Source organism: Nostoc sp. MS1 (assembly GCF_019976755.1).
GTDB lineage: Bacteria > Cyanobacteriota > Cyanobacteriia > Cyanobacteriales > Nostocaceae > Trichormus.
This window is the reverse complement of sequence record NZ_AP023441.1, coordinates 1,914,110-1,928,126: the sequence shown is the minus strand read 5'-3', so window position 1 is coordinate 1,928,126 and position 14,017 is coordinate 1,914,110. Positions and strand designations below refer to the sequence as shown.

Sequence of the window (14,017 nt, the reverse complement as noted above, 5' to 3'; positions counted from 1 at the left end):
AAATAAAGAGCAAAAATGGGTCATTTATCATAAAGGCTTCTGTAGAAATGCTCAGAAATCTTGCAACTCAAGTAATCAATATTCAATGACTAGGAAAATATAAATATTAGAGCTAATGAGTATTTAGGATTTATATGCTTTGCTATTTTGTGTTCCCGTATTAAAAAAGCATTAAATTTAGACTATTTGCTTAGTAAACAATACCTAGTAAACTTGAATTATTTTGAGGTTTATAGACATTCTGTAGTGATGTCTGATAAATTCTTGTTACGCTTTAAAACATGAAAGTAATTTAGACTTAGACTGCTTGTATGAATTAGATTAAGCCTACTAAAACTATAGGCGCACCCTATATCTAAGTTGCATTCATACTATCTGAATAGTCTAGGTTTTATCCTATGAATAATTGTCTATTCAATATATTCATACAAGAAGTCTAGAGGTGAATTTTGGCGACATTTTCAGAACAGTAAAATTAATGGCTTGAGCAGTTCGGTAGTGTCAAAATCAAAATTTCTCGTTTCTCAATTAGGACACAGCCGATGAGACTTAATGAATGGATTAATAAAAAATTTGTACAATCCATTTCTAATCAGATAGAAAATAAAGATGAAGCCCTTTTGGAAACTCAAAAGGCAATTAAATTATCGGTAATCACTCAGTTTTTTCCTCCAGATTACGCTCCTACCGGGCAGTTGATTGAAGAACTGGTAAAACAGTTAGGTCTACAGGAAGTAAATGTAGAAGTATTTACTAGCCAACCTGGTTATGCGTTTCAATCTCAGAACGCTCCGGCTGTGGAATGGATAGATAGAGTTAGAGTACAGCGATCACGTACCGCGCAACTTTGGTCAGGGCGGATTCGAGGTAAAGCTGTCAATGGAGTATTATACACCTTACGTGCTTTTTTGTATCTCTTAAGAGCTTGGCGACGTAGCAATATACTTTTAGTTACTACTGCTCCACCATTTTTACCAATTATAGGATATTTAGCTTATTTGTTATTCAAACTACCTTACGTTTGCATACTTTATGATCTATATCCAGATATTGCGATCGCTCTGGGGGTAGTTTCTAAGCGGAGTTGGCTGGCGAGTTTGTGGCACACAGTTAACAAACAAATTTGGCTCAAAGCAAGTGGAATTGTGGTACTCAGTCCGGCAATGAAGGAAAAAATAGTATCTCATTGTCCACAAGTCGCTGGTAAAGTAGCTGTAATTCATAGTTGGGCTAATCCAGATGCGATCGTGCCAATTCCCAAGGAAGAGAACTGGTTTGCTCATGAGTATGGTTTAGTTAATAAATTTACTGTACTCTATTCAGGAAATATGGGTCGTTGTCATGACATAGATACTATGTTAGAAGCGGCAAAACAATTGCAAGATGAACCCATTCAGTTTGTCTGTATTGGTGGTGGTGCTAAAAGGGAAGAATTGATTAAGGAAGTAAATGAGTTAGGTTTGAAGAATTTTACTTTTCTTCCCTATCAGGATAAGCAAGTCTTACCCTATTCCTTAACAGCCTGTGATTTATCACTAGTAAGTGTGGACTCAATCACAGAAGGTTTAGTTGTACCCAGCAAATTTTACTCAGCCTTAGCATCTGGGAGACCACTTGCGGTTATTTGTTCCAAATCTTCATATTTAAGAGAAATGGTCGCTAAAGGTAATTGCGGTGGCACATTTGAGAATGGGGACGGTGAAGGTTTAGCACAATTTATTCGTTTCCTCAGTCGTGATCCCCAAGTAGGTCAACGCATGGGTGATGCTGGCCGTCAATATTTGCGATCGCACTTCACACCCAAAGTTATAGCTCAACAATACTTACGTGTTTTGCAACGTGCAGTATCGACTAATGAAACTATGACTGTATCTCAGAGCAATGTGAAGTAAGCTTATTGTCGTTATAAAGGTTTGGTAATTTACCAAAAACATTAGATAAATAAGGTCACAAATATTCGACTACATGGTATATAAATATCATGAGTTATATACAAGGTGAATAGCCTGATTAGAAAGTAATTAGTCGCAAGATAAATAAATTTTTTATCTAACAACAAATTGCTTTACAAAATTCTCAAAGTTGTACAATACAGCACTTCCGGCAGCTATGAGGTACATCCTCAAACCTGAAAACTATTTCTGGAGAGGGTTAAGAGAAAAACTGTATTGCATAATAGCGGTAAGTGCTGTATCTGAGCAACATCATAATTGTAACTAAATATTTTGCCAGTGTTTTTAGGAGTTGGGCTTTGATGGTCGTATTGATCTCAGTCCCTCCAACAATCCTTCCTGACTCATGGTTTTATGTATACAGGGGGTAAAATTGCAGAGAAGGTGTGATCGAAATCGGAAACGTTCTAAAAGAAGGGCTATCTACTGTCCAATTCATGGCTGCCATCTCGATAGCGTCAGTCAGAAATATAAAATATATGCTGACCAAGCAGGTCAACTACAACAAAGAGGTATTAGTCGGCGTAATGCTTTAATGTTGGTAGCCAATCAAACGGCAATTCCTTTGGAGGGGGAATGGTTAGAGGCTTTTTGGTGTGAACAGTGTCAGCAAACAAAATGGTACTACGTGCGTAAGTCAGGCGATGGGCTACGCCCCACTGGAAGTGATCGCACCTATGACATATCCATAGCACCGCCAGAATTATGGCAACAAGTGACGGGAGTGATTGATGCTCAAGGAAACCCATCAGTTGGTGAGTTTACCAAAAGAAGTGCTAGGGATGTCAGTTATCAAGGTTTGGCTGGGTTTCAATTTGTAACTTAAATCTTTTAAAAATTTTTATAGTATTCATCTTCAATCAATAACTAACTATGAGTAGTACTAAAATTGTTTCCAAACAAGAGTTGGTGATTGAAGCTGGGCGCACCGAACAGCAGTATTGGAAAGATATATGGCGCTATAGAGAACTATTTTATTTTCTGGCTTGGCGTGATATTTTGGTCAGGTATAAACAAACTGCGATCGGCATTGCTTGGGCTTTGATTCGTCCATTTTTGACGATGGTAGTATTTACAGTTGTGTTTGGCAATCTAGCAAAATTACCATCTCAGGGTGCGCCTTATCCAATTTTAGTATTCTCTGCAATGTTGCCTTGGCAGTTCTTCGCCAATTCCCTTTCAGAATGCAGCAATAGTTTAATAGGTAACGCTAACTTAATCTCGAAAGTTTACTTTCCCCGTTTGATAGTACCGACGAGTGCAGTAGTAGTTAGCTTCGTAGATTTCATGATTTCGGGGATAATTTTACTAGGATTAATGGCTTGGTATAACTTTGTTCCTACTTGGCGCATTGTGACATTACCATTTTTTATCGCTATTGCCTTTGCTGCTTCAATGGGCGCAGGATTATGGCTGGCTTCTTTGAATGTTAAATACCGCGACTTTCGTTATATTGTCCCGTTTATCGTCCAGTTTGGTTTATATATATCACCAGTAGGATTTAGTAGTACCATAGTCCCGCAGAAGTGGCGATTTCTATACTCATTAAACCCAATTGTTGGCGTAATTGATGGTTTTCGTTGGGCAATTTTAGGAGGAGAATCAAGCTTATACTTGCCAGGTTTTGTATTATCTTTAGGATTAGTATTTGTGTTATTGATTAGTGGAGTTTGGTACTTCCGCAAAACAGAAAGAACATTTGCAGATATAATTTAGTAGCAAACATCTCAAATCATCAGTCATTACCTAAAATAGAGTAGATCATTCTGGCAATGAGACTGTCATGTACCAAACTGACCCACCACGTCCCCCCAGCGAAGTCTTACCGACAATGTATGATTTGCCCAGTGAAGATCCTCAAGATTTAGACACACCTGAGCAAAATCATCCGCGTCCAGCGTGGGAAACAATGCCCACCATGTATGATCTGCCCAGCGAAGATCCAGAGGAGCCTGGTTTGCCTGACGAGTTCCACGATTTCCAACCCCAACTTTTGCGAGAAACCTTTCAACCGCCAACCTATCCCCTGGGAGAAATGTTCATAGGTACAGATTTGAATTTGTACTATGATGCTCGTAATCGGTTGTGGTACAAAAGACTAGATTGGTTTTTGGTTTTAGGTGTATTTCGCGCTCAACAACAACAACAAATGCGTCTAAGCTATGTTGTTTGGCAAGAGGCAATTGCCCCTTTTTTAGTAGTAGAACTATTATCACCAGGTACAGAAGCAGAGGATTTAGGGCAAACATTAAGAGATACCAATAAGCCGCCAACAAAGTGGCAAGTATATGAACAAAATTTGCGTATTCCTTACTACATTGTATTTGACCGCTATCAAAATATATTGCGAGTGTTTCAATTAACAGCAACCCGTTATCAAGAAGTAGAAATACAAAATAAATTTTGGTTTGAAGAATTGCAGTTGGGGATAGGAGTCTGGCAGGGAAGTTATCAACAAACCTTCTGTTTGTTGATACGTTGGTATGATGTTACAGGTAACTGGATTCTCACTCCAGAGGAACGCGCCGAACAAGAACGCCAACGGGCTGAACAAGAACGTCAACGGGCTGAAATATTGGCTCAAAGGTTGCGATCGCTTGGTGTAGACCCAGATACCTTATAAATATCATTTGATTGTACTATTTAATACAGGTGTTTAAGGCAGGCGATCGCATGAGTATATAATGCAATCTTCTTGCTTTTTAATAAAAAATTTATTAACTGCTAATTAAAAAAACAATGTCAGACACGGTAATTAGAGTAGAGAATCTCAGTAAAAAATATACTATTGGGCATCAGCAAGAAAAAGGTTATACAACACTACGTGAGAGCATTGTTAAACAAACTAAGGGCTTACTGCAACCATTTCAAAAACACCAATCAAAGCATCACAATTATGAAGAGGAGTTTTGGGCTTTAAAAGATGTCTCCTTTGAAATTAAACAAGGCGATCGAGTTGGTATTATTGGGCGTAATGGTGCAGGTAAATCAACCCTGTTAAAGATTTTAAGCAGAATCACAGAACCAACAAAAGGACGCATCCAAATTAAAGGACGAGTCGCCAGTTTATTGGAGGTAGGTACAGGTTTTCATCCAGAGTTAACAGGGAGAGAAAATATTTACTTAAATGGCGCAATTTTAGGGATGAGTAAAGTAGAGATTAAACACAAATTTGATGAAATTGTCGCATTTGCAGAAGTAGAAAAATTTCTAGATACACCCGTAAAACGTTACTCTTCAGGAATGTATGTAAGGCTAGCATTTGCTGTAGCAGCACATTTAGAACCTGAGATTTTAATTGTAGATGAAGTTCTTGCTGTAGGCGATGGACAATTTCAAAAAAAATGTATAGGAAAAATGGAAGATGTAGGCAAAGAAGGACGTACAGTTCTTTTTGTTAGCCATAATATGGCTACAGTAACTACACTCTGCGAACGTACTATATGGTTAATGAATGGTAAAGTTTATCAGGAGGGTCAAGCAAGTAGTATCACAAGTAAATATCTAATTCATGGTTCTGTAACTTCTGGAATTGTAATATTAGAAACTTGCAATCAAGATGCGCGTTTTTACTTTAAACGTATATCATTATTGAATGTAGAATGCGAGATAACGTCTATTTTTGATGTTAAACAACCTATAAAAGTATGTTTAGAATATGCTTCAAATCATATTTTTAATAATTTAGAATTAACAATAAAAATTTTTAATTCTAATGGTATGGTAATTTTTACTGTTAATCGTTCTGCATCACTAAAGCAGGAAATTCATAATGGTCAGTATATATCAGAAATCTGTTTCCCAGGGCTTTTTCTAATGCCTGATATTTATACAATTGATATTGATGCCCATATTCCTAATGTTGAAATCTTGGCACATCATCAATCTGTAATAAGTTTTGAAATAGAAGAAACAGGAAGTCATTTAGCTATATATAGAGGTTCTGATTGCGGGATGATTTTTGTAGATTTTCCGTGGCAAGAACATAGCTTGACAAAAACTCAAAATAATTAGTCATTCATTTAGATATTATTAATTATCTTAGGAGATAATATTTTATTTTTTTATTTTTAAATTATGAATAACATTACATACGAACAATCTGTTAATTGGCTAAGAACACAAGATAATTATGCTGCTCTTGTTAAACTTTGCTACCTTGATGAGGATAATTTCATTGCAGCAAAACGTTTTTATGGCAGTGAAGAGTTTGCTGAAGTTAAAAACTACTTAAAATTAAACAAAGGTAATAAAAAACTCAAAATACTTGATCTTGGTTGTGGAAATGGTATAGCTTCCTATAGCTTTGCGTCGTTAGGACATGATGTTACTGCTGTAGACCCTGATGCTAGTGCAGATGTGGGACTCGAAGCCGCAAAGAGACTAAGTTTATATGTTAGTAATGGCTCTATTTCTATTACCCAGGCTTTCGCAGAATCTTTACCTTTTGCAGACGAAACCTTTGATATTGTATATGCTCGCCAATCACTTCATCATTTTTCTGATTTACAGCAAGGCGTTACAGAATGTTCAAGAGTATTAAAAAAGCATGGATTATTTTTTGCAACTAGAGAACATATTATTAGTGATAAAAATCAACTTCAACAATTCCTTGAAAACCATATTTTGCATCAATTGCATGGTGGGGAAAATGCTTATTTACTTAAAGACTATACTTTAGTAATTCATAAAGCCGGATTTAAAATTCTAAATTGTCTTGGTTCTTTTGATAGTGTGATTAACCATTATCCCACATCCAATACAGAGATAAAAGCTTTTTTTTCTAACGTCTTAGAAAGAAAATTTGGTAAATTATTTAAGCCAATTTTTATCAAATCTAAACTTTTAGAAACTAAGTTTAGACAGCGCCTATCCCATTCTGATAACGCACCAGGTAGGCTTTATTCTTTTCTTTGTATTAAGTTATGAAAGAAAATTAAAATATGCGTATTTTATATGATGGTCAAATATATAGTCTGCAAAAAGTAGGTGGTATTAGCCGATATTTCGATAATTTAATTAGTAGATTACCCAAAAATTATCATCCAACTTTAACTACTGTTCGTTCTCGCCAAGAGCCACACCCATATCACCCTAATTTAAAATTGTGTTCTTACAAAAGATTTGGGTTTCGTCCAGGAAGAGTTTGTTATTGGCTTGAACCACATTATTTTAGAACAGTTGAAATACTTGATAAACCTCAAATTTTTCATCCTACTTATTATTCTTTGCTCTCTCGTAGAGAATTAACAAAGAATAAGTATCCTATGGTTTTGACTGTTCATGACATGATTCATGAAGTTTTTGCTAATTTAATGGATAAAGATGGGCAGGTAGCTGAAATAAAACGTAATGCAATCTTAGCAGCAGATGTAATTTTATGTGTTTCAGAAAACACTAAAAAAGACCTTTTGACAAGATATTCATTACCTGAAGAGCGAATTTATGTAACTCATCTAGCAACAGATTTTAGCCCAAATATTGGGTATGGAAATGAAATTATTCCTACTCAGCCTTTCTTTCTCCATGTAGGCTGGAGAAACAATTACAAAAATTTTAGTAGACTACTAATTGCTTTTTCAAAAATTACTTTTAAAGTACCAGATATCATACTTTGTGTAGTGGGTACACCGTTTGATATAATGGAGGAAAAATTAATTTATGAAATGAATTTAGGTAAGCATATTCAGCATTTTAGTTTTGCTAGTGATGCACACTTAGCTAAACTTTATCGAAACTGTATTGCATTTGTTTACCCATCTTTATATGAAGGTTTTGGTATACCACCTTTAGAAGCTATGATATGCCAAGCACCAGTAATTGCTTCTGATAGTTCTAGTATTCCAGAGGTGGTTGGCGATGCGGGTTTGTTGTTTGAGCCAACCTCTATATCTGATTTAACTGATAAATTATTATTCTTACTAGAAAATCCTGCTGAAAGAGAGCGCATGATTGCTAAAGGTTTACAGCAAAGTCAGAAATTTAGTTGGGACAAAACCGTGTCACAAACTATACAAGCCTATCAGTATGTGGTCAACTAAATAAAATATAATGCTATTACAAAAATACCCTAAAATTTCTATAGTCACTCCTTCTTATAATCAAGCTGAATTTTTAGAAGCAACAATTCACAGTGTGTTATCTCAAAATTACCCAAATCTTGAATACATTATTATTGATGGTGGCAGTAAAGATGGAAGTATAGATATTATTAAAAAGTATGAAAATCATTTGTATTTTTGGTGCAGTGAATCGGATGAAGGACATTATGCTGCTGTTAACAAAGGGTTTGCTCATTCTACTGGGGAGATTATGGCATGGTTAAATAGTGATGATATGTATTTTAATGGTTCGTTGCATACCGTAGCCAGTATTATGTCTGAATTGCCAGAGATAGAGTGGTTAACTACTTTGAGTCCCGCAGCTTATGATTATCAAGGGTTTTGTGTGGGATTTTCATCAATTCCAGGTTATTCCCAAGATGGTTTTTTAGATGGTTACTATTCACCTTGTAGGGGAGAATGGATTGGTTGGATTCAACAGGAATCAACTTTTTGGCGGCGTAGTTTATGGACAAAAACTGGCAGCCATATCCGTACTGAATTTAAATTTGCTGGTGATTTTGATTTATGGTCTAGATTTTTTTTACATACAGATTTATATGGAACACATTCTCCATTAGGAGGATTTAGATATCGTTTTAATCAAAGAGTACGTCAGGAAGATTTTTATGCTAAAGAAAGTGAATTAATATTAAATAATTGTAGAAATAACTGTAAATGGTCTAAACATTTTTTAAGAGATAAAATAATTCAAAATAAAATACATAATATACCTAAAATAAAAAAAATATTAACAAATATCTTTGGTTTTTCCGGCAAAAAAATCGTTAGAAAAAAACAAGAAAATCCTAACAGTTATTGGGAAGTTGAGTCATACAAATTTTTATAAAAAATCTAATGTAATTTTTAGCCATAATTGTTGATTTGCTTTATGATAAATTCACATATACCTCGCTTGATTTATATAGGTGATGTTCCAGTAGAATCTACTGTTGCTGGTTCAGCATTATTATATCGTTTATTGCAAGAATACCCTGGTAATATTCTGTGTATAGTTGAAGGTAATATTGCTAAATCTCAAAAGCCAAATCGCTTAAAAAATGTTATTTATAAAACAATTTTTGTAGGTTACAATCGAGCGTTAAATAGTCGGTTTACTTATGTGTATACTTCCTATCTCCTTTTGACTGCGAAATGGCGATCGCATCAACTCGATAATTTAATTAAATCCTTTCAACCAGAAGCAATTTTAACTGTAGCTCATGGTTTATCTTGGATAACTGCGGCAGAACTAGCAAAAAAACACGATTTACCACTACATTTAATTATCCATGATGAATGGACATCCTTTATACCTGTATTACCACAGTTAAAAAACTTAGTAAAGCAAATTTTCGGCAGTATCTACAAGCAAGCTAAGTCGAGACTTTGTGTTTCACCTTACATGATGAAATATTACGAGCAGCAGTATGGTGTTAAAGGTAGTGTTTTGTATCCTTTGAGGGCAAGAGATGTTTCTATATTTGAACAACCACCTGATAAGTTAAGTCAAGTTTATAGTTCTCTTGTATTTGCGTATGCTGGGTCAGTACACACTAGAGCTTATGCTAATAGCTTAATATCTTTAGCATCTGTTTTGGAACTAACTGGTGATCGCTTACTTATTTATTCTTCTCTAACTCCAGAATCTATCGAACGTATTGGACTTAATAAACCTAATATTATTGTACACTCACTAATTCCCTCACAACGGTTAATTCATAAGTTACGAGAAGACGCAGATATTTTGTTTGTACCAATGAGTTTTGAGCAAGAAGATCGCCCAAATATGGAGATGAGTTTTCCTAGTAAACTCACAGACTATACTGTAATTGGTCTACCGCTACTGATTTGGGGGCCACATTATTGTTCGGCAGTTCGATGGGCAAAAGAAAATCCTGGCGTAGCTGAAGTAGTTGAAAATCAAGATATAGGTACACTTACTAATTCAGTAAAAAAGCTATCTGAAAGTTCAGAGTATCGGTTTAATTTAGCAGTTAACGCTTTGGTAAAAGGCGTTGATTATTTCTCCTATACCAAAGTGGTTCAAAGTTTTTATCAGGCAATTAATTAAATACCTGATACATTTCAGTTAATGTAAAAAAGAATGAAGGCTATATCTAAGATGTTTAGTTATCAATGAGTTTGAGGTATATATAAATTCACCTAATTAATCAAATACAAAAGGTATATAAAATCATAGCAAATACTAAATATTTACCAAAATTGCTATAAAAAATGTAAAACATCTTTTTGATAAAAATTATCTCAATAACACGTATCATTACATTAATTATATAAAGTGAATGCGTATATTTTGTGCTGTTCGTCATTCTATTAATCCAAACTACTTCTATGGTAATTTATGGAGTAGCAATTTCTACCCAGCATTAAAACAGTTAGGGCATGAAATTATTGAATCAAATGTGGATTTGTTGCCAGCTAGTCGATTTATGCAAATCTCAGATGATTTCACTCCACAAGAAAAAGAAGTTCGCTCGCAAATTACACAAAAGATTGTAGATGAATTACTACAGGCTCATCAACAAAAACCCGTAGACTTATTTTTGAGTTACTTTTACAACGCTCACTTTGAGCCTACTGGATTTGAAGAAATTCATCGACTGGGTATTCCTACAGTTAATTTTTACTGTAATAGTATTTACCAATTTGAACTTGTGGCACATATCGCGACTAAAGTAAGCTTTTCCTGGCATCCAGAAAAAGAGGCGCGATCGCTTTATATTGGAGTTGGTGCTAATCCGATCTGGGTACAGATGGGAGCAAACCCAGAAATTTATCACCCTGTAGCTGGAAAAATTCGTCAATCTAAAGCCTGTTTTGTTGGTCAGCGTTATGCAGATCGTGATCGCTTACTTGCACAGATGCTAATCAACCAAATTCCTGTAGATATTTATGGTAGTGGTTGGATTTCTCATCCCTCTGTAAAAAATCCAGTTAAATTATCAGTATCCCAACCGACAGAATATTTAGGTCGGCAATTATCTCAACCAGGTACGCTTAAAAGTTATGCTCAAGCAGCTTGGAGTAATTTCCAAAGCCAAGGTATGATTACAGGAATCAGCAGAACTATCAACCAGTTAACTCATCGATATCAAAGTCGCCAACTATTTCCCATACTAGCCAATGCTGCCTGTGGTTTTGCTGACAATATTAGCGATACTTTTGCACAATATGAAGTAGTTCTTAACTTCAGCAATGTATGGTCTGATGGTCGTCCTGGATCAAAATTAATTCCTCATGTACGCCTTAGAGACTTTGAGGCTCCAATGTGTCGAACTTGTTACTTAACAGGTTATACAGATGAGATTACGGAATTCTATCGCTTAGGTAAAGAAATTGATACTTATTTCTCTACGGAAGAATTAGTCGACAAGACCAAATTTTACCTCGACCACCCAGTAGAAGCAGAAAGACTGCGAGAAGCAGGGCATGAAAGAGCGTTGCGTGACCATACATGGCAATGTAGATTTGAATATCTTTTAAACACAATTCGGGTTGGTTCATAGCAAGATAAATTGATCTGAACTAGAGCGTTATGTTCATACTGCAAAGCTACAAAAATTTGTAACAATGGAAAGCGAAAAGGTAGACTTGCGTCACAGTTTCACTAAATGCAGTCATTAATTGATCGATTTGTATGACCAAAATAAAAGATATCCTAATAAGCTTTCTCATTGGCAAAGACAAAATAGTGATTAATTAAATTAATATTTTATGATTTGAAGTGTAAAAATATAGCTTTATTAAGATATAGGATTCATATTTGATTTTTGAAAAACCAAATTGGCTGGAAGCTTGCCATATAAAGATTTGTTTCTCAGTATACTTAGCAAGATTCAAGTATGATTCCTATATTTATCTTTCCGTGTAGCAACACGAAAAAATTAATTTACTACGTTGATCATACAGAAGACCTATGAGTAATGTTGCAAAGAATCTAGAATTTCCAAGATTACCGCTAGAATTACAACAAACTATAGAGCGGGATTATGCCAACAACCCCTATACATCGGGAACATCAGTATCCTTATCTGAATCTTTAGTGATGGCTTCTTTAGTTAATCACTTCCAACTTGCTTCAACACTCGAAATTGGTTTAGCTAGTGGAGGCTCTGCTGCTGCAATAATAGCAGCAAAATCATATTTTAAATGTAATGATTTACATATTGCCATTGACCCATACCAAAAAACACATTCGGGAAGCACAGGACTCAGAGTTATTGAGCAACTGGGTTATATTGATCACTTAGAATGGGTTGAAGATTTATCTGAATTTTATTTGCCCAAAGTAATTTTGTCTGAAAAAAAATTCGACTTTATTTTAATTGATGGAGGGCATGGATTAGGACAATCAATGATTGATGCCTATTTTTCTGATAGATTGCTGAGAATTGGTGGCTTTATTGCTATTGATGATATTTATATGATATCTACTTGTAATTCAATAAAGTTTTTGATTAATGAATGTGGATACCAGGTCATAAACTCCCGATTAGGGTTACCCAATATTCCACGCTTAATTAAGCATAGTTTACGTCTCGGCTTCAATTACTCCAGCACTATGAGTTCTAAATGCAGTGATGCTTTAGTAATTTTACAAAAAGTAAAAGAATATTATGGCGGATATTAAGTAAAGTTCACACATCCTATGAAATGGAAACATCATTAAATTTTGCTAAAGCTCTAAGTGGGAATGGTAAGTGTTCAGCGAGTGGTTAAGTTAGTTATTGGGATTCACTCGACTGGGGTAAGCATAACTGAAAAATACATTTAAGAAATTGACAAAAAAATATAACATTCATTTGACCAACTTTTATTCTAAACAGGATATTGTTGCTAAATTTTTAAGTAAATAAACAGACTAAATATGAATCGACAGATTATGAATAAGTTATTAGTAACGGGTTCTTCCGGCTTAATTGGTTCAGAAGTAGTAGATTATTTCTGCATCGAAGGGTGGGAAGTTTATGGTATTGATAACAATCAAAGAGCAGACTTTTTCGGTGCCTCTGGTGATACTCGCTGGAACCAACAAAGAATTTTGGAAAAACACAAGAATTTTCAGCATATCGAGTTAGATATACGCGATCGCGTCGGCATTCTCCAATGTATAGAGCAAATACGCCCTAACTTATTAGTTCATACCGCCGCACAACCAAGCCATGATTTAGCAGCATCTCGACCATTTGACGATTTTGATGTTAATGCTGTTGGTACTCTTAATTTACTTGAAGCTACTCGCAAGTATTCTCCTGAAACTATATTTGTTCATATGAGTACCAATAAAGTTTACGGTGATAGACCAAATACTATTCCTCTCAAAGAGCTAGAAACTCGTTGGGAATATGATGATGCAACTTATCAAAACGGTATTGCTGAAGATTTCTCAATTGACAGAAGCAAGCATAGTTTATTTGGTGCTTCTAAAGTAGCTGCAGATATTATGGTACAAGAATATGGTCGTTATTTTAGTATGAGAACTTGTTGCTTACGTGGTGGTTGTTTAACAGGGCCAAATCATAGTGGTGTGGAACTACATGGATTTTTGAGTTATTTAATTAAGTGCAATTTAGAAGCTAAACTTTATCGCGTTTTCGGTTATAAAGGTAAACAAGTTAGAGACAATATTCACTCCTTTGATGTTGCTCGATTTATTCATGCTTTTTGGGAAAACCCTCGTTGTGCTGAGGTTTATAATTTGGGTGGAGGACGACAAAATAGTTGCTCAATTTTAGAAGCATTTGCCAAAATTGAAGCTATAAGTGGTAAAAAAATGCTATATGAATATGTAGATAAAAATCGAGAAGGAGACCATATTTGCTATATTAGCGACTTAAGTAAAATGCAAAGTCATTATCCACAGTGGAGTTTGACAAAATCGCTAGATGACATTTTTGAGGAAATTTTCATCAGTTGGCAACAACGTAGTCGTTAATAATT

Annotated in this window: 12 protein-coding genes; all 12 read left to right on the top strand. The window is 35.1% G+C overall.

Annotation, left to right across the window (positions count from 1 at the left end):
• Positions 1-542: 542 nt before the first annotated feature.
• The 12 genes from NSMS1_RS08395 to NSMS1_RS08340 all read left to right on the top strand — a co-directional run bounded on the left by NSMS1_RS08395 (position 543) and on the right by NSMS1_RS08340 (position 14,012).
• Complete coding sequence (locus NSMS1_RS08395; RefSeq protein ID WP_224092480.1) at positions 543-1,892, top strand: glycosyltransferase family 4 protein; 1,350 nt, start codon at positions 543-545, stop codon at positions 1,890-1,892.
• A gap of 433 nt (positions 1,893-2,325) precedes the next feature.
• Positions 2,326-2,778 (top strand): hypothetical protein, encoded by a 453-nt coding sequence (locus NSMS1_RS08390; protein ID WP_224092479.1) that lies wholly within the window; start codon positions 2,326-2,328, stop codon positions 2,776-2,778.
• 47 nt (positions 2,779-2,825) lie between these two features.
• Positions 2,826-3,668, top strand: a complete 843-nt coding sequence (locus NSMS1_RS08385) for an ABC transporter permease (protein WP_224092478.1) — start codon at positions 2,826-2,828, stop codon at positions 3,666-3,668.
• A 67-nt stretch (positions 3,669-3,735) separates the two neighbouring features.
• Positions 3,736-4,575 carry a Uma2 family endonuclease gene (locus NSMS1_RS08380; RefSeq protein ID WP_224092475.1) on the top strand — a complete coding sequence of 280 codons (840 nt, stop codon included), beginning with the start codon at positions 3,736-3,738 and terminating at the stop codon, positions 4,573-4,575.
• A gap of 116 nt (positions 4,576-4,691) precedes the next feature.
• On the top strand, positions 4,692-5,966 hold the full coding sequence (locus NSMS1_RS08375; protein WP_224092473.1) for an ABC transporter ATP-binding protein: 1,275 nt from the start codon (positions 4,692-4,694) through the stop codon (positions 5,964-5,966).
• A 63-nt stretch (positions 5,967-6,029) separates the two neighbouring features.
• On the top strand, positions 6,030-6,881 hold the full coding sequence (locus NSMS1_RS08370) for a class I SAM-dependent methyltransferase (RefSeq protein WP_224092471.1): 852 nt from the start codon (positions 6,030-6,032) through the stop codon (positions 6,879-6,881).
• A 14-nt stretch (positions 6,882-6,895) separates the two neighbouring features.
• The gene (locus NSMS1_RS08365) at positions 6,896-7,993 is read left to right on the top strand and encodes a glycosyltransferase family 4 protein (protein ID WP_224092469.1); all 1,098 of its coding nucleotides are present in this window, start codon (positions 6,896-6,898) and stop codon (positions 7,991-7,993) included.
• A gap of 10 nt (positions 7,994-8,003) precedes the next feature.
• The gene (locus NSMS1_RS08360) at positions 8,004-8,903 is read left to right on the top strand and encodes a glycosyltransferase family 2 protein (protein WP_224092467.1); all 900 of its coding nucleotides are present in this window, start codon (positions 8,004-8,006) and stop codon (positions 8,901-8,903) included.
• A gap of 42 nt (positions 8,904-8,945) precedes the next feature.
• Positions 8,946-10,127 (top strand): glycosyltransferase, encoded by a 1,182-nt coding sequence (locus NSMS1_RS08355; protein ID WP_224092466.1) that lies wholly within the window; start codon positions 8,946-8,948, stop codon positions 10,125-10,127.
• 232 nt (positions 10,128-10,359) lie between these two features.
• A complete protein-coding gene (locus NSMS1_RS08350; protein ID WP_224092464.1) occupies positions 10,360-11,583 on the top strand; it encodes a glycosyltransferase in 1,224 nt (407 codons plus the stop codon).
• Between the two features lie 410 nt (positions 11,584-11,993).
• The gene (locus tag NSMS1_RS08345; protein ID WP_224092462.1) at positions 11,994-12,707 is read left to right on the top strand and encodes a class I SAM-dependent methyltransferase; all 714 of its coding nucleotides are present in this window, start codon (positions 11,994-11,996) and stop codon (positions 12,705-12,707) included.
• 252 nt (positions 12,708-12,959) lie between these two features.
• Positions 12,960-14,012: an NAD-dependent epimerase/dehydratase family protein gene (locus NSMS1_RS08340; RefSeq protein WP_224095175.1), complete on the top strand. Its 1,053-nt coding sequence runs from the start codon at positions 12,960-12,962 to the stop codon at positions 14,010-14,012.
• Positions 14,013-14,017: the final 5 nt, after the last annotated feature.

What these genes read in the sequence shown, in the direction of transcription:
- NSMS1_RS08395 (WP_224092480.1), top strand. Translation starts at nt 543, where the DNA reads ATGAGACTTAATGAATGGATTAATAAAAAATTTGTACAATCCATTTCT.
- NSMS1_RS08385 (WP_224092478.1), top strand. Translation starts at nt 2,826, where the DNA reads ATGAGTAGTACTAAAATTGTTTCCAAACAAGAGTTGGTGATTGAAGCT.
- NSMS1_RS08380 (WP_224092475.1), top strand. Translation starts at nt 3,736, where the DNA reads ATGTACCAAACTGACCCACCACGTCCCCCCAGCGAAGTCTTACCGACA.
- NSMS1_RS08375 (WP_224092473.1), top strand. Translation starts at nt 4,692, where the DNA reads ATGTCAGACACGGTAATTAGAGTAGAGAATCTCAGTAAAAAATATACT.
- NSMS1_RS08370 (WP_224092471.1), top strand. Translation starts at nt 6,030, where the DNA reads ATGAATAACATTACATACGAACAATCTGTTAATTGGCTAAGAACACAA.
- NSMS1_RS08365 (WP_224092469.1), top strand. Translation starts at nt 6,896, where the DNA reads ATGCGTATTTTATATGATGGTCAAATATATAGTCTGCAAAAAGTAGGT.
- NSMS1_RS08360 (WP_224092467.1), top strand. Translation starts at nt 8,004, where the DNA reads ATGCTATTACAAAAATACCCTAAAATTTCTATAGTCACTCCTTCTTAT.
- NSMS1_RS08355 (WP_224092466.1), top strand. Translation starts at nt 8,946, where the DNA reads ATGATAAATTCACATATACCTCGCTTGATTTATATAGGTGATGTTCCA.
- NSMS1_RS08350 (WP_224092464.1), top strand. Translation starts at nt 10,360, where the DNA reads ATGCGTATATTTTGTGCTGTTCGTCATTCTATTAATCCAAACTACTTC.
- NSMS1_RS08345 (WP_224092462.1), top strand. Translation starts at nt 11,994, where the DNA reads ATGAGTAATGTTGCAAAGAATCTAGAATTTCCAAGATTACCGCTAGAA.
- NSMS1_RS08340 (WP_224095175.1), top strand. Translation starts at nt 12,960, where the DNA reads ATGAATAAGTTATTAGTAACGGGTTCTTCCGGCTTAATTGGTTCAGAA.